The sequence below is a fragment of the Leifsonia sp. GW821-FHT13C05 genome (assembly GCF_058806515.1).
In genome coordinates, this window is the sequence record NZ_JBXAPT010000007.1 from 90,607 (window position 1) to 111,435 (window position 20,829).

General features: G+C 69.3%; 24 protein-coding genes. 11 read left to right on the forward strand and 13 right to left on the reverse strand.

Features of this window, described 5'->3' with window-relative positions; all coding sequences use genetic code 11:
- Positions 1-14: 14 nt before the first annotated feature.
- Complete coding sequence (locus AC1ROC_RS17090) at positions 15-866, reverse strand: fumarylacetoacetate hydrolase family protein (RefSeq protein WP_493001753.1); 852 nt, start codon at positions 864-866, stop codon at positions 15-17.
- A 105-nt stretch (positions 867-971) separates the two neighbouring features.
- On the opposite strand from AC1ROC_RS17090, the gene AC1ROC_RS17095 reads away from it, so the two are divergent.
- The 6 genes from AC1ROC_RS17095 (at position 972) to AC1ROC_RS17120 (ending at position 7,529) form a co-directional block, all read left to right on the forward strand.
- Positions 972-1,319 (forward strand): L-rhamnose mutarotase, encoded by a 348-nt coding sequence (locus tag AC1ROC_RS17095; RefSeq protein ID WP_493001632.1) that lies wholly within the window; start codon positions 972-974, stop codon positions 1,317-1,319.
- An 83-nt stretch (positions 1,320-1,402) separates the two neighbouring features.
- Positions 1,403-2,593, forward strand: coding sequence for an ROK family transcriptional regulator (locus tag AC1ROC_RS17100; RefSeq protein ID WP_085367512.1), 1,191 nt, complete (start codon positions 1,403-1,405; stop codon positions 2,591-2,593).
- A 140-nt stretch (positions 2,594-2,733) separates the two neighbouring features.
- Entirely contained in the window at positions 2,734-4,281 is a 1,548-nt protein-coding gene (gene mmsA / locus AC1ROC_RS17105) for a multiple monosaccharide ABC transporter ATP-binding protein (protein WP_085367513.1), read from the forward strand.
- A complete protein-coding gene (gene mmsB / locus AC1ROC_RS17110) occupies positions 4,281-5,621 on the forward strand; it encodes a multiple monosaccharide ABC transporter permease (protein WP_085367514.1) in 1,341 nt (446 codons plus the stop codon). The genes mmsA and mmsB overlap by 1 nt, the downstream gene beginning before the upstream one ends.
- A 72-nt stretch (positions 5,622-5,693) precedes the next feature.
- On the forward strand, positions 5,694-6,785 hold the full coding sequence (locus AC1ROC_RS17115) for a substrate-binding domain-containing protein (RefSeq protein ID WP_085367515.1): 1,092 nt from the start codon (positions 5,694-5,696) through the stop codon (positions 6,783-6,785).
- Between the two features lie 108 nt (positions 6,786-6,893).
- Positions 6,894-7,529, forward strand: coding sequence for a hypothetical protein (locus tag AC1ROC_RS17120; RefSeq protein ID WP_493001636.1), 636 nt, complete (start codon positions 6,894-6,896; stop codon positions 7,527-7,529).
- A gap of 169 nt (positions 7,530-7,698) precedes the next feature.
- On the opposite strand, the gene AC1ROC_RS17125 is transcribed toward AC1ROC_RS17120, so the two are convergent.
- Entirely contained in the window at positions 7,699-8,355 is a 657-nt protein-coding gene (locus tag AC1ROC_RS17125) for a GntR family transcriptional regulator (protein ID WP_085367517.1), read from the reverse strand.
- A 260-nt stretch (positions 8,356-8,615) separates the two neighbouring features.
- On the opposite strand from AC1ROC_RS17125, the gene AC1ROC_RS17130 reads away from it, so the two are divergent.
- A complete protein-coding gene (locus AC1ROC_RS17130; RefSeq protein ID WP_085367518.1) occupies positions 8,616-9,374 on the forward strand; it encodes a GntR family transcriptional regulator in 759 nt (252 codons plus the stop codon).
- Here AC1ROC_RS17130 and AC1ROC_RS17135 read toward each other — a convergent pair.
- The 5 genes from AC1ROC_RS17135 to AC1ROC_RS17155 form a co-directional block, all read right to left on the reverse strand.
- Entirely contained in the window at positions 9,349-9,855 is a 507-nt protein-coding gene (locus AC1ROC_RS17135; RefSeq protein WP_085367519.1) for a DUF6328 family protein, read from the reverse strand. The genes AC1ROC_RS17130 and AC1ROC_RS17135 overlap by 26 nt on opposite strands.
- Positions 9,852-10,250 carry a hypothetical protein gene (locus AC1ROC_RS17140; RefSeq protein ID WP_493001639.1) on the reverse strand — a complete coding sequence of 133 codons (399 nt, stop codon included), beginning with the start codon at positions 10,248-10,250 and terminating at the stop codon, positions 9,852-9,854. The genes AC1ROC_RS17135 and AC1ROC_RS17140 overlap by 4 nt, the downstream gene beginning before the upstream one ends.
- An 82-nt stretch (positions 10,251-10,332) precedes the next feature.
- Positions 10,333-10,638, reverse strand: coding sequence for an AzlD domain-containing protein (locus AC1ROC_RS17145; protein WP_085367521.1), 306 nt, complete (start codon positions 10,636-10,638; stop codon positions 10,333-10,335).
- A complete protein-coding gene (locus tag AC1ROC_RS17150) occupies positions 10,635-11,375 on the reverse strand; it encodes an AzlC family ABC transporter permease (RefSeq protein WP_493001641.1) in 741 nt (246 codons plus the stop codon). Before AC1ROC_RS17150 ends, AC1ROC_RS17145 begins: the two co-directional genes overlap by 4 nt.
- Positions 11,376-11,441: 66 nt before the next feature.
- Entirely contained in the window at positions 11,442-11,996 is a 555-nt protein-coding gene (locus AC1ROC_RS17155; RefSeq protein WP_085367523.1) for a TetR/AcrR family transcriptional regulator, read from the reverse strand.
- An 89-nt stretch (positions 11,997-12,085) separates the two neighbouring features.
- Between AC1ROC_RS17155 and AC1ROC_RS17160 the strand changes: the two genes are divergently transcribed.
- Positions 12,086-13,342: an MFS transporter gene (locus AC1ROC_RS17160; protein ID WP_493001643.1), complete on the forward strand. Its 1,257-nt coding sequence runs from the start codon at positions 12,086-12,088 to the stop codon at positions 13,340-13,342.
- Here the strand turns inward: AC1ROC_RS17160 and AC1ROC_RS17165 are convergent.
- Both AC1ROC_RS17165 and AC1ROC_RS17170 read right to left on the reverse strand, forming a co-directional pair.
- On the reverse strand, positions 13,326-14,345 hold the full coding sequence (locus AC1ROC_RS17165; protein WP_493001645.1) for an NADPH:quinone reductase: 1,020 nt from the start codon (positions 14,343-14,345) through the stop codon (positions 13,326-13,328). The genes AC1ROC_RS17160 and AC1ROC_RS17165 overlap by 17 nt on opposite strands.
- 71 nt (positions 14,346-14,416) lie before the next feature.
- Positions 14,417-15,604, reverse strand: coding sequence for a MarP family serine protease (locus AC1ROC_RS17170; protein WP_493001647.1), 1,188 nt, complete (start codon positions 15,602-15,604; stop codon positions 14,417-14,419).
- A 154-nt stretch (positions 15,605-15,758) separates the two neighbouring features.
- On the opposite strand from AC1ROC_RS17170, the gene AC1ROC_RS17175 reads away from it, so the two are divergent.
- Positions 15,759-15,929 (forward strand): hypothetical protein, encoded by a 171-nt coding sequence (locus tag AC1ROC_RS17175; RefSeq protein WP_168688287.1) that lies wholly within the window; start codon positions 15,759-15,761, stop codon positions 15,927-15,929.
- A 36-nt stretch (positions 15,930-15,965) separates the two neighbouring features.
- Here AC1ROC_RS17175 and AC1ROC_RS17180 read toward each other — a convergent pair whose 3' ends face one another.
- Complete coding sequence (locus AC1ROC_RS17180) at positions 15,966-16,094, reverse strand: hypothetical protein (RefSeq protein ID WP_256921822.1); 129 nt, start codon at positions 16,092-16,094, stop codon at positions 15,966-15,968.
- Between the two features lie 77 nt (positions 16,095-16,171).
- Between AC1ROC_RS17180 and AC1ROC_RS17185 the strand changes: the two genes are divergently transcribed.
- Positions 16,172-17,065 carry an SDR family oxidoreductase gene (locus AC1ROC_RS17185; protein ID WP_493001650.1) on the forward strand — a complete coding sequence of 298 codons (894 nt, stop codon included), beginning with the start codon at positions 16,172-16,174 and terminating at the stop codon, positions 17,063-17,065.
- A gap of 87 nt (positions 17,066-17,152) precedes the next feature.
- Here the strand turns inward: AC1ROC_RS17185 and AC1ROC_RS17190 are convergent, their stop codons facing one another.
- The 3 genes from AC1ROC_RS17190 to AC1ROC_RS17200 all read right to left on the reverse strand — a co-directional run bounded on the left by AC1ROC_RS17190 (position 17,153) and on the right by AC1ROC_RS17200 (position 19,299).
- Positions 17,153-17,836: a copper resistance protein CopC gene (locus AC1ROC_RS17190; protein ID WP_493001652.1), complete on the reverse strand. Its 684-nt coding sequence runs from the start codon at positions 17,834-17,836 to the stop codon at positions 17,153-17,155.
- The gene (locus AC1ROC_RS17195) at positions 17,833-18,558 is read right to left on the reverse strand and encodes a YcnI family copper-binding membrane protein (protein WP_434950734.1); all 726 of its coding nucleotides are present in this window, start codon (positions 18,556-18,558) and stop codon (positions 17,833-17,835) included. Before AC1ROC_RS17195 ends, AC1ROC_RS17190 begins: the two co-directional genes overlap by 4 nt.
- An 87-nt stretch (positions 18,559-18,645) precedes the next feature.
- Positions 18,646-19,299, reverse strand: a complete 654-nt coding sequence (locus AC1ROC_RS17200) for a hypothetical protein (protein ID WP_493001654.1) — start codon at positions 19,297-19,299, stop codon at positions 18,646-18,648.
- Between the two features lie 152 nt (positions 19,300-19,451).
- Here AC1ROC_RS17200 and AC1ROC_RS17205 point away from each other — a divergent pair, with 152 nt between their 5' ends.
- On the forward strand, positions 19,452-20,693 hold the full coding sequence (locus AC1ROC_RS17205; RefSeq protein ID WP_493001656.1) for an ROK family transcriptional regulator: 1,242 nt from the start codon (positions 19,452-19,454) through the stop codon (positions 20,691-20,693).
- Positions 20,694-20,829: the final 136 nt, after the last annotated feature.

The following is a 20,829-nucleotide window of genomic DNA, read 5'->3' on the forward strand; positions in this document are numbered from 1 at the left end:
CGTCTCTCCCTGCGTCAGTCGGCCGCGCGCACGGTCGTGCGCTGCTGTCCGAGTCCGTCGATGCCCAGCTCGACCACGTCGCCGGGCGCGAGGTACGGGAAGCGGCCGGACAGTCCGACGCCTTCCGGGGTCCCCGTGTTGATGAGGTCGCCCGGTTCCAGCACCGTGAACTGGCTGAGCCGGTAGACGATCTCGGCCACGCTGAAGATCAGGTCGCTCGTGGTCGACTTCTGGCGCTGCTCGCCGTTGACCGTCGACCAGATGCCGAGTCCCGAGCCGTCGCCGATGGATGCGGTCGGCACCAGCCACGGACCGAGCGGGTTGAACGTCGCGAAGCTCTTGCCCTTGCTCCACTGCCCGAGCGAGCGCTGCAGCTGGTACTCGCGCTCGGACACGTCGTTGGCGACAGTGAAGCCCGCCACGTGGTCGAGCGCCTCGGCCGGCGACGAGAGGTAGCTGGCGCGCTTCCCGATCACCGCGGCGAGCTCCACCTCCCAGTCGGTGGTGGTCGATCCTGGCGGCATGATGACGGCGTCGTCCGGTCCGACGACCGTGTTGGGGTGCTTGTAGAACACGACGATGTCGCTGGGCGGCTCCGAGCCGGATTCGCGCGCGTGGGCCGCGTAGTTCATCCCGATGCAGATGACGGCGGTCGGCCGGGCGATCGGCGCGCCGACGCGCATCCCGGCGGGGTCGACCGTCGGCAGCTCGCCCGCGGCGGCCGCTTCCGCCGCACGAGCGAGGCCGTCTGCTTCAAGGAAGGCGCCGTCGATGTCGGCCGTGAGCCGGCGCAGATCCCAGGGGGTGGTCCCGTCGCTCACGACGGGGATCTCCGCTCCTGGCTGGCCGAGTCTCTGGAATCGCATCGTCGGGGTCGGCAGAGTGGGCATCGAGGGTCCTTTCGCTCGTCCATGAACCCTATTACTATTTCCTATAGTATTCCAACACTGCAGGAGAACACGGAGAACACTATGCGCGTCGCCCTCCACTCCGTCGTCCGCGACGGCCACGAATCCGGGTACGAGGAGGCGCACGCCACGATCCCGGACGACCTGGTCGCGTCGTTCGCGCGGGTCGGAATCCACGACTGGACAATCTGGCGCAGCGGCAGGGACCTCTTCCACCTGGTCGACTGCGACGACTTCGCCGCGGCGATGGATGCGCTCGACAACGACGAGGCGAACGCCCGCTGGCAGGCGTTCATCGGCCCGTACGTCGACCACTTCGTGACCACCGGCGATGGCCCGGGCGGGATGGTCGTCGGCGAGGTCTGGAGCCTGGCAGCGCAACGGGAGGCATCCGGCGCGCCCACCCCCTGAGAAACCTGAAGTCACGTTGTGCCCCAACCGTGGGGTTACGTTCACAACTTGACTACAACACTCCTCTCCTGCACCCTTATCGCATGACCGCCACTTCGGGCTCTCTCGTACGTGGCGCACGCAACCCCGGGTCGCAAGGCGCACTGAGGCACTTGAACCAGGAGCGACTCTTCGAGTTCCTCCTCGCCAACGGCCCTTCGACCCAGGCGGAGCTTGCGCGCGGAACGGGACTGTCGACCGCCACCGTCTCGAACATCGTCAGGGACATGGCGGCCAAAGGCGTGGTCGCCACCTCCCCGGTGAACAGCGGCGGCCGGCGCGCCCTGCTGGTGCAGCTGACCGACACCGGCGACATCGCCGTCGGCGTCGACTTCGGCCGCAGGCACGTCAGGATCGTGCTCACGACGCTCGGCTACGAGGTGCTCGCCGAGGAGGCCATCGCCCTCCCGCTCGGCTACGACGTGGACGAGAGCCTGCAGGCCGCCTCCGACCTCATCGACAGGATGCTCGCCGCCAACGGCTGGGAGCGCGAGTCCGTGCTGTCCGTGGGGGTCGGCATCCCGGGCCCGATCGACCGCAGGACGGGCACCGTGCTGCAGGGCGCGATCCTGCCGGAGTGGGTCGGCGTCAACCTGCGCGACCTCGAGAACGCCTTCCGTTTCCCCGTCGTCGTGGACAACGACGCCAATCTCGGAGCGCTCGCCGAGGTGACCTGGGGCGCCAACCGCGGCGTGCGGAACCTCATCTTCGTGAAGATCGGCTCCGGCATCGGCGCAGGGCTGATCCTCAACGGCCAGCCGTATTACGGCTACCTCGGGATCACCGGCGAGCTCGGGCACACACCGGTCACCGAGCACGGCGTGATCTGCCGCTGCGGCAACCGAGGCTGCCTCGAAACGGTCGCGTCCACCACGGTGATGCTCGAATCCCTCGGCCGCGGGTCCGAGACGCCGGTGACCACCGAGGACATCCTCCGCAAGGGCCTCCAGCGCGATCCGGCCACCCTGCGCGTCGTCGGCGACGCCGGCTCGGCGATCGGCCAGGCCATCGCCAACATCGCCAACGTCATCAACCCGGAGCTGGTGCTGATCGGCGGCCCGCTCGCCGGGCTCGGGGATGCGCTGCTCGACCCCATCCGGCACGGGATCCTGCAGAACGCCATCCCGGTGATCGGCGAGACCACCACCGTCCGGATGTCGTCCCTCGGCGACAGGGCGGAGTCGCTGGGGGCTGCCGCGCTGGTGATCCAGGCCTCGCTCGCCGGGCGAGACTGACGCGCGACCGACGCAGACCGCGCCGCAAACATCCAGACCGTTATTTACTTGTTGTGTTCACTGTTTGACGCCAAGCCCGAACTTAGCGTTTACTACTTAGGCAGATGGTTCGCAGTTAGCAACAACCCGAAGGAGCGACGATGCCGTCGAACGCAGTCATCCTGGAGATGCGCGCGATCACCAAGGAGTTCCCTGGTGTGAAGGCACTCGAGGATGTCTCCCTCACCGTCAAGGCCGATGAGATCCACGCGATCTGCGGCGAGAACGGTGCAGGAAAGTCCACGCTGATGAAGGTCCTCTCCGGCGTGTACCCGTATGGGACGTACACCGGGGACATCGTCTACAACGGCCAGGAGATGCGCTTCAAGGACATCCGGTCCAGCGAGCACGAGGGCATCGTCATCATCCACCAGGAGCTGGCGCTCATCCCGGAGCTGTCGATCACCGAGAACATCTTCCTCGGCAACGAGCCCGGCCGCGGCGGCGTCATCAACTGGCAGGAAGCCAAGACCCGCGCCACCGAGCTGCTCGCGCGCGTCGGCCTGAGCGACGACCCTGACACCCCGATCAAGAACATCGGCGTCGGCAAGCAGCAGCTGGTGGAGATCGCCAAGGCCCTCAACAAGTCGGTCAAGCTCCTCATCCTCGACGAGCCGACCGCCGCGCTCAACGAGGCGGAGTCCGCCCACCTGCTCGACCTCATCCTGGGGCTGAAGAGCAAGGGCATCAGCTCGATCATGATCAGCCACAAGCTCAACGAGATCGAGCGCGTCGCCGACGAGATCACGATCATCCGCGACGGCCGCACCATCGAGACCCTCAGCGTGAAGGCGGACGGCGTCGACGAGGACCGCATCATCCGCGGGATGGTCGGCCGCACGCTCGAGAGCCGCTTCCCCGAGCACACGCCCAACATCGGCGAGAAGTTCTTCGAGGTGAAGAACTGGGTCGTGCAGCACCCGCAGGTCGCGGAGCGCCTGGTGGTCAAGGACTCGTCGTTCTTCGTCCGCCGCGGCGAGATCGTCGGCTTCGCCGGGCTGATGGGCGCGGGGCGCACCGAGCTCGCGATGAGCATCTTCGGCCGCTCGTACGGCAACTTCATCTCCGGTGAGCTCTACAAGGACGGCCAGCAGATCCAGGTCCGCAACGTCAGCGACGCCATCGACAACGGGATGGCGTACGTGAGCGAGGACCGCAAGGTGCTCGGCCTCAACCTCCTCGACGACATCAAGGAGTCGATCGTCTCCGCCAAGCTCAAGAAGATCTCGCGCTTCAACGTGGTCAACGACCAGCAGGAGTTCGCGATCGCGGAGGAGTACCGCAAGAGCCTGCGCATCAAGACCCCGGATGTCGAACGCGGCGTCAGCACGCTGTCCGGCGGCAACCAGCAGAAGGTCGTCCTGGCCAAGTGGATGTTCACCGACCCGGACCTGCTCATCCTCGACGAGCCCACCCGCGGCATCGACGTCGGCGCCAAGTTCGAGATCTACGGCATCATCCAGCAGCTCGCAGCGCAGGGGAAGGGCGTCATCGTCATCTCCTCCGAACTGCCGGAGCTGCTCGGCATCTCGGACCGCATCTACACGATCTTCGAGGGCCAGATCACCAATGAGCTTCCGATCGCGGAGGCCACCCCAGAAACGCTCCTGAAAAGCATGACATCCGCCAAGAAGAGGGTTGCCCGATAATGACCACACAGATTCCCGAAAAGAAGAAGTCCGGGGGTATCCGCGACCTCGGCAAGATGTTCGGCAGCGGCCAGTCGACCGGACGCCAGTTCGGCATCCTCGGCGCCCTCGTCGTCATCATCATCCTGTTCGAGATCCTGACCGGCGGCAAGACGCTCGAGCCGGTGAACCTGATCAACCTGGTCAACCAGAACGCATACGTGCTCGTGCTGGCGATCGGCATGGTCATGGTGATCATCGCCGGCCACATCGACCTGTCGGTCGGTTCCGTGGCCGCGGTGGTGGGCATCGTGGTCGCCAAGTCGATGACCGACTGGCACGTCCCGTGGCCGCTCGCGATCATCCTGGGCCTCCTGATCGGTGTCGCGATCGGCGCATGGCAGGGCTGGTGGGTCGCGTACGTCGGCGTTCCCGCGTTCATCGTGACCCTGGCCGGAATGCTCATCTTCCGTGGCCTCAACCAGCTGATCGGAAACGCGAACACCATCCCGGTCCCCGACGGCTTCACCTTCATCGGCGGCGGCTTCCTGCCCGACTGGGGACCCGACTTCGGCTACAACAACTCGACGCTGCTGCTCGGCCTCATCATCGCGATCGTGATCGCCGTGATGGAGTGGCGCACCCGCCGCAACCAGACCAAGATGGGCTCCGAGAAGGCGCCGCTCTGGGTCAGCGTCTTCAAGGTGCTCGTGCTCGACGCCGTCGTCATCTACGCCGCGTTCCTCTTCGCCGGCGGCCGCATCGGCACCAGCTTCCCCGTCTCCGGCATCATCCTGGGCATCCTGGTGATCGTCTACTCGTTCGTGACCCGCAGCACGATCTTCGGCCGTCACATCTACGCGGTCGGCGGCAACTGGCACGCTGCCGAGCTGTCCGGCGTCAAGATCAAGCGGATCAACTTCTTCGTGATGATGAACATGTCGGTGCTCGCAGCACTGGCCGGCATGATCTCGGTCGCCCGCTCGATCTCGTCCGGACCACAGGACGGCCTCGGCTGGGAGCTCGACGCCATCGCCGCTGTGTTCATCGGTGGTGCAGCGGTCTCCGGTGGTATCGGAACCGTCGCAGGCTCCATCGTCGGTGGTCTCGTCATCGCCGTCCTCAACAACGGCCTGCAGCTGCTCGGCGTCACCTCCGACAAGGTGCAGATCATCAAGGGCCTCGTGCTCCTCATCGCCGTCGGCATCGACGTCTACTCGAAGCGCCGAGGGGGTCCGTCGTTGATCGGCAGACTCACGCAGCGCCGCGAGAAGGGCGTGGACGCCGCCGGAGCCGACCAGCCGGCCGTCGTGCCGGACGCCGACTCCGCCGAAGCGAGCTCGCGCTCGCTGACCAACTGATCCATCCCCCCTAAGACTTACCCGTCTGTTCCATCCCTGCACCACCTCAACAAGAGAAAGCGAAATACACAGATGCGCAAAATCGCACTCGCGACAGTGGCCGTCGCTGCTGCCGCCGCGCTGGCCCTCTCGGGCTGCTCGAGCCGTGGCTCGTCGGGCGACTCCACCGGAGCCGCCGGCTTCGACAAGGGCGCCACGATCGGCGTCGCCCTCCCGACTAAGACGTCGGAGAACTGGGTTCTCGCCGGTGACCTGTTCACCAACGGGCTCAAGGACGCCGGCTTCAAGGGCGACGTCCAGTACGCCGGTGGCTCTGGCGTCTCCGACCAGCAGTCGCAGATCCAGTCGATGATCACCAACGGCGCCAAGGTCGTCATCATCGGCGCCGTCGACGGTGGCCAGCTCGCCGCGCAGGCCAAGGCCGCGCACGACGCCGGCGCGACCGTCATCGCGTACGACCGCCTCATCCTCAACTCGCCGAACGTCGACTACTACGTCGCGTACGACAACGAGAAGGTCGGCGAGCTCCAGGGCCAGGCCCTGCTCGACGGCATGAAGGCCAAGTACCCGGACAAGACGAAGTACAACATCGAGCTGTTCTCCGGTTCGCCGGACGACGCGAACTCGAAGGTGTTCTTCGACGGCGCCATGAAGATCCTCAAGCCGAAGATCGACGACGGAACGCTGACGGTCGTCTCCAAGCAGACCGACATCAAGCAGACCTCGACCCAGGGCTGGCTGCCGGCGAACGCGCAGACCCGCATGGACACCCTGCTCGCCGCGAACTACGGTTCGACCGAGCTCGACGGCGTCCTGTCGCCGAACGACACCCTGGCCCGCGCCATCATCACCTCGGTGCAGGGCGCAGGCAAGCCGGTCCCGATCGTCACCGGTCAGGACTCCGAGGCCGAGTCGGTCAAGTCGATCATGGCCGGCGTGCAGTACTCGACCATCAACAAGGACACCCGCGCGCTGGTCAAGCAGGCCATCGCGATGGTCTCCGACCTGCAGCAGGGCAAGAAGCCTGAGACGAACGACGACAAGTCCTACGACAACGGCGTGAAGGTCGTCCCGGCCTACCTGCTCACCCCGGTCGTCGTCACCAAGGAGAACGCGGCGAAGGCGTACGCCAACGACCCGACCCTCGAGCCGCTGACCAAGTAGTCACCAGCAGCGAAACACACGAGGCCGGACCCCGATCGGGGTCCGGCCTTCGTGCTGTCCGCCGTGGGCGGTGCGTGCGAGGATGGGGGCGAGTGGAAGGGGGTGGACGTGCGCGCGAGAACCGCATCCCGTCGTGCTGCATCCCGGGTCGTGGCGGCGTGCGCCGGGGCCGTCGCCGTCGCCGTGCTGCTGGCAGGCTGCATGCCAGGAATGGCCGGGCGCCCCGCGTCCCTCACCTTCGCGGACGGCTCGGCCCTCAGCGAGGCCGACGCCGGCGCGATCTCCTTCTACTCCGACCTCGACCGCGTCTCCGGATGGGCGGTCGAGCCGGGCGGGGACGCTGAGTACATCGAATACCGGCAGCGCGGCACCGGTTGCCTGGTCAGCCTGGACCGCTTCGACGTCGCCGATGAGGACTACGTGATCGACGGGGACGACGCCCGCTCCTCCGCCGCCCTCGTGGACGCGACAAGCGACCTGCACGAGAACCGGGCCCTGCGCGCCCGCTCCGTCGTCGCGCTCAACGACACCGCAGCATCCGGTGCTGGCAGGACGATGGATGTGCTGCGCATCGTCTTCGCGCCCGTCGACTCCGGCGTCACCCGGCACGACGCAGCGCTGGTGCGCGTCTTCGCCGATGCGGGAGTGGGGCTCGTCGCGCAGGCGAGTTGTGGAACGGACAGGGCGTTGCGGAACGCGATGACCGTGCTCCGGCGTCACGTCGCATTCGTGGTCGAGCGCTAGCAGACGAAGATCGAGGCCGGTGCGGTTTCCCGCTCCGACCTCGATCTCTGGTTCCCCCCGGATGTTCGCCCCCGGTCGAACGTCTGACGCCAGGCTATTCGGGGGTGTGCAGCCGAGGCATCGGGGCTGGCACGGATCTTCCCGACCGTGCCAGCCCGGGATGCGCGTGTCAGCTTTTCAAGGTGCCGAGCACGCCGCCGATGCGGGCGATGTACGCACTGACCTGCGCGGCGGCCGCCGGGCCGTCCCCTGCCCTGGTCGCGGTGCTCAGGCCGCCGACGAACTCGCGGACGGCCTCGGTGTTCACCTGGTTGTTGAGCTTGCGAGCGATGCGGCGCACCTGCGGCATGACGTTGGAGAGGGCGCGCAGCCGCACCGGATTGCCCTCCACCCGCACGTACATGGTGGCCAGGTGCTCGAAGGCGCGTACGTAGCGGCTGGTGTCGTTATCTCCTGCCGCCTCGACCAGGGTCTCCGCGATGTCGTCGAGGAGGTGGAGGTCGTCGTCCGGCCAGAACCCGTGGCTGCGGAGAGCAGCGCCGGCCCAGAGGTCGCCAGCCACCTCGATGGCGGAGCGCACGCCGTCGACGTCGAAGGCGGCGACCCTCGTGTACCGGTTGCGCTCCATCTCGACGAGGCCCTGCTCCAGGAGGCGGTCGAGCGCGTGCCGGATGGGGGTGCGCGAAATTCCCAGCCATTGCACGAGCTCGGGATCGCGGAGGCGCTCGCCCGGCTCGAGCGTGCCGTCCATGATCGCCGCCTCGATGCGCGTATACGCCTCGTCGGAGAGGGAAACCCGGGCGACGTGATCTGTCGGCATCGGCATGGGAGCTCCTTATTCAATAAGAGGTTGTGAAGCTTAGATGCTCAATGATAAACTATAAATATAACCTGGCGATAGCTCGCCACTTCTAGACTCTGGCCGTGATTCGGGTATCCGGCCAGTGCGCGGCTGCGACTCCCCCCTCGTGGCCGCGGTGGGCCCCGGCTGTTACCGGCCGGGGCCCAATTCAAAACCAGAGAACCCGACCCTCTGACCGCAGTGGCTCTCCTCTGTATCCGTGAACAGGAAGAATCAACCAACCCATGACAATTGACGAGGTCTCGACTTTCCCGACCGGTATGCCGGCGCTCACGGCCGACCGCAGGCTGTTGCGCAACGATGTCTTCGAGGTGCTGCTCACGCGCATCCTTAACGGCGGCTTCGTTCCGGGCGAACGACTCAAAGACGCCGAGCTCACCTCCTGGCTGCGTGTCTCCCGCACCCCGGTCCGCGAGGCGCTCAGCCGTCTGGTCACGCTGGGACTGGTCAAGACGGCGCCCAACCGCTTCACCTGTGTCGCTCCGCTGGTCGATGCCGAGATCGCCGACGCCATCATGGTGCTGAGGAGGCTCTATCCGGATGCGATCGCCGAGGCCCTGAGACTGCGCACGGACGGCGACGAGCTGGAGCTGCGCCTGGTGGCCGGGCGGTTGGAGCGCGACGAGGGTGTCTCGCCGATCGAGACGTTCCAGCGCGTGCTGCTGATCGCGCTGGCGTCGATCGACAATCAGGTGCTGGCCGAGGCCATCGAGACGGTGCACCTCCGCGTGCTGCGCTACCTCTACCTCACCCCGGACGCGCAGCACATCCTCTGCCGCGAGCGGGTGCTCGACTTCGCGCGTGCCGTGGCGTCGGGCGACGATGCCGCCGTGCGCACGGTGGAGACGGTGCTCGACGACGTGGCCGCGGTGATCGGTGACGTGACGCCCGCGGCTTCCCCGGGGGCCGCTGCCGCCGCCGCCGCGGTCGCCCCGGTCGGAGCCGTGGTCAGGGGTGTCACTCCGATGGCTGCCGCGGGCTGACCCGGCGGAGCACGGCCCGCGGGAACACGTAGAGCAGCACGACGAGCACGGCGAGCACGACGCCGCCCGCCACGATCCCGGCCGTCGGGCCGACCGTCACGTCGAACACGAAGAACACCACACCGCTCGTGAGCAGCGCCACCAGGGCGAGGGTCGTCCGCAGCAGCCGGTTCGCGATCGCGACGGTCTGCACCTTCTCGTGGTGGCGGAACAGCTGGCGGTGCAGCGCGACCGGCGCCAGGCCGAGCGCCGTGCAGGCCGCGGAGAGCACCACGAGCACCAGGTAGAAGCTCACCTGAAAGCCGTCGAGTTCGCTGAAACGCTGTTGGAACACGATCGTCAGCAGGAAGCCGCTGATGATCTGCGTGCCGGTCTGCGTCACGCGCAGCTCCTGCAGGATCTCCACCCAGTTGCGGTCTGCACGCTGGGGTGCGCTCTCGGTTCTGCCGTCGGCCGGGTCGACGTCGTCGGGTTCGCTCATGTCCGCCTTCCGGATGGTGTGCGGTCCATCGTGCTCCCGCTCGGCCGACGTCGCAATGCCGCGCGATAGAACCTGACCAGTTCCGAAGCCGGAGGACGCTGGCGGGCCATCGACGCCGCATCCACCCGCTTCGCCGCCAGGTGGTGGCGCCACGACTCCTCGGCGCAGCGGAAGTCCCAGCCCGCCGCGGCCGCCGCCTCGAGGGTGCGGCACCAGCCGATCAGCTCGCGACCCTCCGAAGTCGGCGCCCAGGTGACCACCCGGAACCACACGTCCGGCCGGTTCGGGTCGCCGAACGCGAACCGGCGCACCACCGCGTACGGGACGCCGAGCGTCCCCTGCCGCAGGAGCCACTCGCTCGCCTGCGCGTTCGTCACCGGGTGCCACGCGCCCACTGCTCTCCTTCTCGGGTCCGCAGCCCGGCCCGCTGCGTCCTGAGCATACGAACCGCCGCCGACACCGCGGGCGCGGCGGCGGTCAGGTGAGCAGGCGGATGAGCGCGGCGACGACCGCAGCGGCGGGGACGACGACGATGAAGGGCACGCGGAGGGCGTAGAGGCCGGCGGCGATGGCGACGGCCGGGAGGCGCGCATCCAGTTGGAGGGCCTGGCCTGCGCCGAACGTCTGCACGCAGATCAGGGCGGCGAGGAGTGCGGCCGTCAGAAGGTCGCTGACGCGGGCGACCGTCGGGTGGTCGAGCGCCTTCGGCGGGACCAGCCAGCCCACCGCCTTGAGGGCGAGGACCGCGATCGACGCCAGCAGGATGATGTTCCACGTGGTCACGGCTCCACCTCCCTCTCCATCGGGATGGCCTCGGGATGCGGTGGGTCCGAGCGCTGCCCGAACAGGTTGAAGACTCCGACGAGGATCGCCACCGCCGCGGCGGCCAGTACGGGAAGGCCCGGCATCAGGAACGGTGTGAGCAGGGTGGCGACGAACCCGGCGGCGACCGCGACGACCTGCGTCTGGCGGGCCTTGAGCCGCGGCCAGAGCAGGCCGAGGAACGCGGCGGCCGCAGCAGCATCCAGCCCGTACGCCTTGACGTCGCCGATCAGGTTGCCGAGCAGGGCGCCCGCGAGGGTGGTCAGGTTCCAGCCGATGTAGACGACGAGGCCGGTGGTCCAGAAGCCGATGCGCTGTGCCCGCGGTTCCTGGTGGGCGGTCGCGACGGCGGTGGACTCGTCGATGGTCAACTGCGTCGCAGCCGCCCTCCGCCAGAAGCCCGGCCCGATGATGCGGGAGAGGCGCAGCGCATAGAACGAGTTGCGCACGCCGAGCAGCGCGGCCCCGGCGATGGCCGAACCGCCGGCCGCGACGCCACCGGAGGCGAGCACGCCGATCAGCGCGAACTGCGAGCCCCCGCTGAACATCAGCAGACTGAGCACGCACGCCTGCCAGACGTCGAGCCCGGATGCGGTCGCCAGTGCCCCGAACGAGACCCCGTACGCCGCCGTGGCGATGCCGACGGCCCAGCCGGAGCGCGCAGCGGCGCGCTCGTCCTGGCTGCGTTCCCGACTCACCCTCCCGACCCTAGCCCGTGGTATGCCGGAGGTTCAGGGGGCGTGCGGATTCAGGTGCGTGGCAGTTCAGGCCGCGTGGCGGAAGAGCCGGGCGACGAGCTCGCCGGCCGTGTCGTCGTCGAGCCGCCAGGGCTGGAAGATGGCGCGGTAGACAATGGGCGCGACGACGCCGTCGACGATGTCGTCGGCCGTGAGGCCTTCCTCGGCGGCGCGTCCGACGAACATGGTCGCCTCCTCGCGCCGGTTGCGGAGGCAGTCGGAGGTGCGCTCGCCCGCAGCGCCCGCCCCGCCGCGGAGAAGGGCGGCGTTCACCGGCTTGCGGTAGTGGGCGACCAGTTCGCTCGCCCAGGCGGTGAGGTCGTCGCGCAGGCTGCCGCTGGCGGGCAGTGGGCGCTCCGGGTCGAGCCGGTAGGTGGCGATGTCGTTGATGAGGGTGGGCAGGTCTCCCCAGCGGCGGTAGATGCTCGTGGGGTTGACGCCGGCGCGCTCGGCGATCATCGGAACGGTCACGCGGTCCTGGCCGCGCTCTTTGACGAGCTCTTCCACGGCCGTCCTGACGCTGTGGATGACCGCGGCGCTGCGTCCGCCCGTCCGCCTCGACGGTGTGGTCGTTGTTTCCATACGGAATAGCTTAAAGCAAAAACTGTTGCTTTTGAAGTGCGCGTGGGGCTAGCATCCCTAAAGCAATCAGATTTGCTTTTGGAGGAATGATGACGACAGCCGAAGAGACGCGCACCATCCCGGTCGCAGCGATCCCCGCCACCCGCGCCTCCCGGCGCGGCCTGGGCCCCATGCCCGCCTTCGTCGGCACGTCCCTGGCGTTCGTCGCCGTGGCCCTCGCTGTCGGCGCCCCCAGCCCGCTCTTCGTGCTCTACCAGCACGAGTGGGGCTTCGCCCCGTGGCTGCTCACCGTCGCCTTCGCGATCTACGCGATCACCCTCCTCGTGACCCTGCTGGTCGCCGGCTCGCTCTCCGACCACATCGGCCGGCGACCCGTGCTGATCGGAGCGCTCGCGCTGCAGGTGGTCGCGATGCTGATGTTCCTGTTCGCGCAGGACATCGGCTGGATCATCGCCGCCCGCTCCGTGCAGGGCGTCGCGACCGGCGCGGCGATGAGCACCTTCACCGCCGCGATCGTCGAGCTGGCGCCCGAGCGCCACAAGAAGCTCGGCGCGACCATCGGCAGCACCGCCCCGGTCGGCGGCATCGCCCTCGGAGCGTTCTTCACCGGGCTCGCTGTGCAGTTCGTGCCGCAGCCGACCACGCTCGTCTTCGTCAGCCTCGTCGTGCTGTTCGTGGCCGGACTCCTCGTGGTGATCGGCTCCCGCGAGACGGTGACGCGGCGGCCGGGAGCGGTGAACTCGCTCATCCCGCGGCTCGTCGTGCCCCGGGCCGCCCGCGCGGAGTTCGTCGGCGCCATCCCGCTGTTCGTGGCCACGTGGATGCTCGCGGGGCTGTTCATCGGGCTCTCGCCGTCCATCCTGAGCGGCGTCTTCCACCTCGACAGCGGTCTGCTCAACGGCGCCATCGTGGCCGTGCCGCCCGCCGTCGGAGCGACGGCGGGGCTGCTGCTCACCCGGGCGCCCGCCCGCACCACGGCGATCGTCTCGATGGGCGCGATCATCGTCGGCATCGCAGTCGCCGCGGCCGGCATCGGGTTCGCGGTGCTCTGGCTGCTGTTCGCCGGAGCGGTGATCGCGGGCGCCGGGTTCGGCGCCGGGTTCTCCTCGATGCTCAGGATGCTCGCCCCGCTCGCCCCGAACAACCAGCGCGCAGAACTGTTCGCCGGGATTTTCCTGGTCAGCTACATCGCGTACGGCGTGCCAGCGCTCGTCGCCGGTGAGCTGATCAGCGTGGTCGGCCTGCTTCCGACAGCGCTCGGCTACACGGTGGCGATCGCGCTCGGCGCGGTGATCGCCCTGGTGGTGCAGGTCGGGCGGGCCCGCGCGGTCACTCCACGTCGATGAGCACCTTGCCCACGATGCCGTCCTCGACGGCGTCGTGGGCAGCGGCCGTCTCGCTGAGCGGGAACCGCGTCAGCGGCAGCCCGTGCTCCGCGCCGACCGGCAGCGCTCCGTCGGCGACGGCAGCGGACACGGCCCGCACGGCGGCGTCCTTCGACTCCGCCGTCGTCGTGTACGTGAGGACGAACTGGAAGCGCAGGTTCTTGCCCATGCTCGGGCGCACCGGAATGGTGACGGCGGGCTCGCCGGGGCTGTCGGCGTAGATGGCGATGGAGGCGTTGGGGGCCGCGATCCGCGCATCCAGTTCGGCGTTGGCGGTGGCGTTCACCTCGACCACGATGTCCACGCCGCGCGGGGCGAGCGCTCCGATGGCCTGGGCGGTGTCTCCGTCGCGGTAGTTGACCACGTGGTGCGCGCCGGCCGCCCTGGCCAGCTCGGCCTTCTCGTGGCTGCTGACGGTGGCGATGACCGTGGCGTCGGCCCAGACGGCCAGCTGGATGGCCGCGTGCCCGACCGCTCCCGCACCCCCGGCGACCAGCACCGTACGACCGCTGAGTGCGCCGGGCGAGAGCTCCGGCGGGCCGCCCTCGTGCACGGTGAGCGCCCGGTGCGCGGTGAGTGCCGGGATCCCCAGGGAGGCGCCGACATCGAAGGACGCGCCATCCGGAAGTGGAACCACCTGGCGCGCGGGAAGCACCGCGAACTCCTGCGCCGTGCCGTCGGGACGCTGGTAGGCCGCATCCCAGACCCAGACCCTGTCGCCCACGGCGAACCCGGTGACGCCGTCGCCGACCTCGTCCACGGTGCCCGCGCCATCCTGGTTCGGCACCTGCGGGCGCGGCAGCTGATCGTCGCCACTGCCGCGACGCGCCTTCCAGTCGGTGGGGTTCACCCCCGACACCCGGATGCGCACGCGCACCTCGCCCGGTCCGGCGTGCGACTCCTCGCGCTCGCCGTACTGCAGAACGTCCGATGATCCGGTGGAGCTATAGGTGACAGCCTTCATGTGACCAGCAAACCACCCGTCGCCCGAATCTCTTCCACGAATGTCGTTCGCGGTCGCTGACTCGCCGCGCGTCAGCCGGTGGAGCAGGCGCCCGAACTGATCGGCGCGGCGCTCACCGACGAGAGCACGGGACGCAGCTCCGCGAGCGTCAGCGCGTATCCGGTGTCCGGGTCGACCGTCGAGCGCGCGAACACCACGCCGACCACATCCCCCGACGTGTCGAGCAGCGGGCCGCCCGAGTTGCCGGGCCGCACGCTGCCGCGCAGCGAGTAGATGTCTCGCTCGACCGAACCGCTCTGGTAGATGTCGGTGCCGCGCGCCATGATGCGGTCGCGCACGCGCTCCGGGCTGATCGTGAACGGCCCGTTGCCCGGATAGCCGGCGGCGTAGGTCTGCGCACCGGCGGTGACGTCTTTGCCGATGTCGAGCGGCGGCGCCATGATGTCCGTCACGTCGAGCACTGCGAGATCGCGCTCCGGATCGAACGCGACGAGGGTGGCGCGCTCCGCCCTGTCGTCGCCCGGCTCCCGCACCACGATGCTGGATGCGCCGGCGACGACGTGCGCGTTCGTCACCACGCGTCCGCTCTGCACCACCCACCCGCTGCCCTCCGAGTCGACGCCGCAGGCGGGCTTCGACGCGAGGACCGTGACCACGGAGGCCTGGGACGCTGCCACGGCGGCCGGGACGGACGGGTCGGGCGCCTGTATGGTCTTGATCGGCTCCCCGCCCTCGAAGACCTGCGGCAGTCCGGCGCCCGCGAGGGCGTCATCGACGGCACCGAGCACGGTGCTGGCGGGGAAGGGGGCCATGCTGTCGAGGGCCGCGACCACGCGCGACGAGCTCGCGGCCTGCACGACCGTGGCGAGGCTGGTCGCCATCGCGAACCCGGCGATGAGCCAGACCACCACGGCCCAGGTGAGCAGCCCGAGCACGGCGCCGGCGAGCGAGTCGAGCCAGCGGATCGGTCCGTGCCGCACCAGCTTGCCGATCACGGAGGCGATGCCGGCGGCGATGGCGTACGCGGCGCCCGCGCAGATCAGGATGACGATGGCGGCGACGATGGAGCGCTCGGTGACGCTGCCCCATCCGGCGTCTGCCAGCCAGGTGACGACGACAGGGGCGAGGGTCAGTCCGCCCCAGAGACCGAGGCCGAGACCGACGAGCGAACCGGCAGCGCGGATCGCGCCGTTGCTCCAGCCGGCGGCGATCGCCACGACGGCGAGCACCACGAGCACCACGTCGACAACGATCTCCACCCGCCCACCATGCCCCACCAGGCTGTGCGCGGGCTCAACCCCACGTGTGTGTCCTCCGCACCATCCCGTCGCCCCCTTCCACCGGGTGGATGCGAGGGCTACCGTCCGTTGCCAGAGGGACGCAGCCGCGTCCAGACGACGAAAGGATCACCGGATGAGCGACCAGCAGAACCGCCCAGACCTCGACGACGGCGAGCGGGAGATGACGAACGACGACTTCACCGCGTCCGATCCTGACCACGGCAAGGAGTCCGAGCCGTCGCAGCAGCAGCACCACAACGCGGAGACGGAAGAGGACACCGCGTCGGGCGGCGCTCCGGACTGAGCGGGTGCGGGACGGAGCGGGTGCGCCGGCCGGGCGTCAGGCGCGCCCGTCCTCCTCGTCCCCGTCGTCGACGGCGGCAGGGTCGGGGAGCGGGGCGGGCACGATGTCCGGGTCCATCTGCTCGGTGGGGACCGCGGCCGGCTGATTCTGGGCGTCTTTGTCCATGCGGCGACGTTACGCCCCCTGCCAGGCGGCCGTAAACCCCCTTCGGAACGCCGGCGGGCACGCGTACCGTCCCCGGCATGACCGATCAACTGACTTTCCAGAATCCCGTCGACCGCTTCGATCCGGTCGACGCGCCCAAGCAGGACCAGGATGCGCCCGGTCTGGATGCCGACCTCGCTCCGCACGCCGACCACGGCGAGCAGTCGTATCGGGGCACAGGCAGGCTGACCGGCCGCAAGGCGCTGGTCACCGGGGGAGACTCCGGCATCGGCGCCGCCGTGGCCATCGCGTTCGCCAGGGAGGGCGCCGATGTCGCCATCGCCTACCTTCCCGACGAGGAGGAGGACGCCCGCCGCGTCGCCGCCGTGCTCGAGGACAGCGGCTCGACCGTCGCGACGCTCGCCTACGACATCACCACCGCCGAGGCGTGCCGCACCCTCGTCGCCGACGCGGTCGAGGCGCTCGGCGGCCTCGACATCCTGGTGAACAACGCGGGCAAGCAGCAGTTCTGCGAGCGGCTGGAAGACCTGAGCGACGAGCAGTTCGATGAGACGTTCCGCACGAACGTGTACGCGATGTTCTGGATCACCAAAGCCGCGCTTCCGCACCTGGCTCCCGGGTCGAGCATCATCAACACCACGTCCATCCAGGCGTACGCGCCGAGCGAGATCCTGGTCGACTACGCCACCACGAAGGCGTCGATCAACACGTTCACCAAGGCGCTCGCCGCGCAGATCGCGCCGCGCGGCATCCGGGTGAACGCGGTGGCGCCCGGCCCGATCTGGACGCCGCTGCAGGTGTCCGGCGGCCAGCCGAAGGATGCGCTTCCCGACTTCGGAGAGCAGACGCCGATGGGCCGCGCCGGCCAGCCCACCGAGCTCGCGCCCGCGTACGTCTTCCTGGCCTCCCCGGAGTCCAGCTACGTCACCGGCGACACCCTCAACGTCAACGGCGGCATGCCCACCCCCTGACCCCAAACATCGAGCCGGGACTTGTGTACGCGACACGCCGGGCGATGGCGTACACAAGTCCCGGCTCGATAGCGCCGTTAGCCGGGATCAGTCCGACTTCGGCTCGGAGTCGGACTTGGGGCGGGGCTTGCGGCGGGCGGTGAGGATGACGATGACCACCGCGATCAGCGCGAGCACCACGATGCCGATCGCGATGCCGATGACCAGGCCCACGTCGGTCGTGGATGCGGCTGCGGTCGGTTTCGGGGACCCTGCGGTCTCCGTCGGCTGGGCACCGGCGGGTTGCGTCGCCTGCGTGGTCGGCTCGGTGGTCGACTCTCCGCCGGGCGCTGCGGTGCTCGCGCCGCACGCCGTCTTCTCCGTGCCCTCCGCCGCCGCCGTGCCCGCCGGCGGCTGGTAGGTGAACGCGTACTGGTCGGACACCGTGTGGCCGTCGGCCGAGACGACCTGGTAGCTCACCGTGTACTTCCCGGCACCGCCGAGGGCGACGGGGACCGACACCACGGTGTCGGCGACCGTCGTGCATCCGGTCTCGAAGTGGCGTGTTGCCGCATCCGGGCCCGTGACCGTCACCAGGTTGTTGCCGCCGTAGTCGAGCACGCGGTCGTTGAAGGTGAGCGAGACCGTCTGCAGCGGGGTGGTCACGGTCGCGTCTTTCGCCGGGTCCGTGCTGATGATGTAGTCGTGGGCGGAGGCGCTCGCCACGGGCAGCAGCGCCAGCCCGGCGGCGGCGAGCAGCCCGATGGATGCGGTGCGCAGACGGTGCGTCATGCCTCCACCTTCCCACGCCCGCGGCGGGTGGCCGCGAAGACCGCGACCACGAGCGCGATGGCGCCGAGGGCGAGACCGCCGATGCCGAGGCCGATCGAGAGCGCGTCCGCCGCCATCCCGGACGATGCTGCCGCCGGGGCAGGCGTCGAGTCGACGACGAGCGGGCCGCCGCCCTCCGTCGGAGCGGGGTCCGTGACGTACACGGTGGGTGCCGGGTGCTCGGGCTCCGCGCCGGATGCCGGGGTCTTCTCGCTCCAGTCGACCACGCTGCCGTCGCTGTAGTACTGGTGGGTGGGAAGCAGGATCTGGCCGGTCTTCGGCACGGCGCCCGCCGAGATCGTGAACTCCTGGAACTGGCCGGGAGCCACCTGCACGCCGCTGTCGGCCGTCCAGGTTACGCGCACGGGAGCCTGGGTGATGGTGCCGTCGTCGGTCTTGACCGGCTTCGCCAGCTTCTCGGTGTCGACCGTGGTGGTCCAGCCGGGGAGCGGAAGGTAGCTGACCGAAGTGAACGGGTCGGCCGTCGGCAGGTCGACCACGAGCTTGACGGTGCCCGCGGTCGCGGACTCGGTCGGCACCTTGAAGGTGAGCGTTGCGTAGCTGCCCGGCTCGGCCTGGTCGGGGGTGACGTGTACGTGCGCGCTGGCGGCGAGCGGTGCGGACAGCAGCAGGATGGCGGTGGATGCGGCCGCGATGGACGCGGCGATGGTGCGTTTCTTCATGGGAGTTCTTCGTCCTTGTTCGGAAGCGTTCGATGAGTGCTGGTGCGCGCAGACGGACGGCGCCACGCAGACTCGTGGAACGCTCCGTCAGAACGCGGCGGCGAGCGGTGGACCGCGGTGACGCAGCCGGAGAAGCGGAACGCCCAGATCGAGCAGACGCACCGGTTCCCGGGAGAACGCGCTGGCGGCGGAGGCCGCAGCGGAGTGCGCGAGCGTCGTGGGGAGGACGGCGAGGCTGCTCAGGATGCGGCGGTCGGCGAACCGGGCCACGTGCATCCTGGCCGTGTCGAACAGTCCCCAGAAGGCCTGCTCGCCGAAGCGCAGCGCGATCACGGTGACCAGCACGGCGGTGAGGTGGGCTCCCCACATCCCGAGGCTGAACTCGTCGTGGGCGGCGGGCATGGCGGTCGGCATCGAGCCGGACATGCTCATGGTGAGGTGCGACCCCGCGTGCAGGTGGGTGGTGCCGGCCGGCGCGGTGAACGTCGCGGTGCCCGTGCCGAGACCGAACAGCAGGTGGAACAGGAACTGGCTGGCGCCGACAGCGACGGTCAGCCGCCAGAGCGACAGCGACCGGCCGGTGAGGGCGATGGATGCGATGGTCGAGAACGCGAGGCTCAGCGCGAGCGGGAGGGCCCCCGGCGCCGCGCCGCCGCCGGCCACGTGGAACAGGGCGGCGACGAAGATGGCGACACCGGATGCGAGCAACCCGCGCGCGACGCGAGCCCACCTCGATCCCATGCTGTGTCCCTCCGTCGTCCGTGGTTCGGAGCAAGTCTACGGAACGGATGGGCGCCGGCCGCCGCAGTGCCGCGCTGGTGCCGAGCCGCCCGGCCGAGTGCGGCTCGGTATGTATCCTACGAAGGCGACCCGGCGCACACTGAAGGAGGCGTATGCCCAGAGGAGCGAACCTCCCCGCGATCGCCGCATTCAACGACACGGTCGTGCTGGACGCCGTGCGCCGTTCCTCCGGTGGTCTCAGCAGGGTGGAACTCGCCGGGGAGACCGGCCTGTCCGCGCAGACGGTGTCGAACGTCAGCAGGCGGCTGATCGAGCAGGGCCTCATCCGCGAGGCGGGCAAACGCATCGACGGCCCAGGCAAGCCGCGCACCATCCTGCAGCTGGAGCCGACGGGCTCGTACGCGGTCGGCGTGCACCTCGACCCGACGGTGATCACCTGCGTGCTGCTCGACCTGGAGGGCGAAGTGGTCGCCGACGTGCGCCGCCACTCCCCGGTCTCCGGCGACGCGATGCAGACGCTGGACATCGTGGTCGAGGCGATCGACACGGTCCTGGCGGACTCCGGCGTCGAGCGCGCCAAAGTCAGCGGCGTCGGCGTCGCTGCGCCCGGCCCGATCGACACGGACACCGGCGTCGTGGTGCGCCCTCCGCTCATCCCGGGCTGGAACGACTTCCACCTGCGCGACGAGCTGACGGCGGCGACGGGCCTCTCCGCCCTCGTGGCCAAGGACGTCACGGCGGCGGCGGTCGCCGAACGCTGGCACGATCCGGCGGGCGCGAGCCGCGACTACGTGTTCGTCTACTACGGCACGGGCGTCGGCGTCGGGATGGTCCTCGACGGCGACGTCTACACCGGCGCCTCCCACAACGCCGGCGACGTCGGCCACGCGATCGTCGACCCGGGCGGCGCCCTCTGCGCCTGCGGCCGCCGCGGCTGCTACGGCGAATCCGTGCGCCCGTACCGCCTGGTGATGCAGGCCATCTGGGCAGGAGTCCTCACCGCCCCGGGAGGCCAGGAGGTGCCGGACGGCGTCGACCTCGGCCTCGACGTGGAGACGATCGACGACCTGTTCACCGAACTGACGTCCGCGGCGACGGCCGGCGACGAGACCGCCATCAGCATCCTCGACCGCTCCATCCGCAACACGGCCTACTACCTCTCCAACCTCTCCGCCCTCCTCGACATCGACCGCGTCGTCTTCGGAGGCCCATCCTGGGCCCGCGTCGAACCCTTCTACGCGGACCGCCTCCGCGGCTGGCTGCGCGAGTTCGACATGGAGATCCTCACCCACCCGGTGATCACCGAATCGAGCGCGGTCGGCGAGGACGTGGCGGCCGTCGGCGCAGCCTGCCTGGTGCTCGACGCGACGTTCTCGCCGCGCGGCGGGGTGTAGCGGGCGGTCGCTCGCGCCTGCTCGACAGCCCCATCCCGTTCGACCCCCACACGGGTCTCATCAGCCATTTTCCTTGCAGGCATTGCCAAATAAATCAAATTGATTTATAAATTACCCAAGGTCCGGCACCGCAGGG

Coding starts and splice junctions, on each gene's coding strand:
- AC1ROC_RS17135 (WP_085367519.1), bottom strand. CDS start 9,855: ATGAGCGAACCCGACGACGTCGACCCGGCCGACGGCAGAACCGAGAGC.
- AC1ROC_RS17130 (WP_085367518.1), top strand. CDS start 8,616: ATGACAATTGACGAGGTCTCGACTTTCCCGACCGGTATGCCGGCGCTC.
- AC1ROC_RS17155 (WP_085367523.1), bottom strand. CDS start 11,996: ATGGAAACAACGACCACACCGTCGAGGCGGACGGGCGGACGCAGCGCC.
- AC1ROC_RS17205 (WP_493001656.1), top strand. CDS start 19,452: ATGCCCAGAGGAGCGAACCTCCCCGCGATCGCCGCATTCAACGACACG.
- AC1ROC_RS17190 (WP_493001652.1), bottom strand. CDS start 17,836: ATGACGCACCGTCTGCGCACCGCATCCATCGGGCTGCTCGCCGCCGCC.
- mmsA (WP_085367513.1), top strand. CDS start 2,734: ATGCCGTCGAACGCAGTCATCCTGGAGATGCGCGCGATCACCAAGGAG.
- AC1ROC_RS17100 (WP_085367512.1), top strand. CDS start 1,403: ATGACCGCCACTTCGGGCTCTCTCGTACGTGGCGCACGCAACCCCGGG.
- AC1ROC_RS17165 (WP_493001645.1), bottom strand. CDS start 14,345: ATGAAGGCTGTCACCTATAGCTCCACCGGATCATCGGACGTTCTGCAG.
- AC1ROC_RS17180 (WP_256921822.1), bottom strand. CDS start 16,094: ATGGACAAAGACGCCCAGAATCAGCCGGCCGCGGTCCCCACCGAGCAG.
- AC1ROC_RS17095 (WP_493001632.1), top strand. CDS start 972: ATGCGCGTCGCCCTCCACTCCGTCGTCCGCGACGGCCACGAATCCGGG.
- AC1ROC_RS17115 (WP_085367515.1), top strand. CDS start 5,694: ATGCGCAAAATCGCACTCGCGACAGTGGCCGTCGCTGCTGCCGCCGCG.
- AC1ROC_RS17125 (WP_085367517.1), bottom strand. CDS start 8,355: ATGCCGATGCCGACAGATCACGTCGCCCGGGTTTCCCTCTCCGACGAG.
- AC1ROC_RS17160 (WP_493001643.1), top strand. CDS start 12,086: ATGACGACAGCCGAAGAGACGCGCACCATCCCGGTCGCAGCGATCCCC.
- AC1ROC_RS17185 (WP_493001650.1), top strand. CDS start 16,172: ATGACCGATCAACTGACTTTCCAGAATCCCGTCGACCGCTTCGATCCG.
- AC1ROC_RS17090 (WP_493001753.1), bottom strand. CDS start 866: ATGCGATTCCAGAGACTCGGCCAGCCAGGAGCGGAGATCCCCGTCGTG.
- mmsB (WP_085367514.1), top strand. CDS start 4,281: ATGACCACACAGATTCCCGAAAAGAAGAAGTCCGGGGGTATCCGCGAC.
- AC1ROC_RS17195 (WP_434950734.1), bottom strand. CDS start 18,558: ATGAAGAAACGCACCATCGCCGCGTCCATCGCGGCCGCATCCACCGCC.
- AC1ROC_RS17200 (WP_493001654.1), bottom strand. CDS start 19,299: ATGGGATCGAGGTGGGCTCGCGTCGCGCGCGGGTTGCTCGCATCCGGT.
- AC1ROC_RS17175 (WP_168688287.1), top strand. CDS start 15,759: ATGAGCGACCAGCAGAACCGCCCAGACCTCGACGACGGCGAGCGGGAG.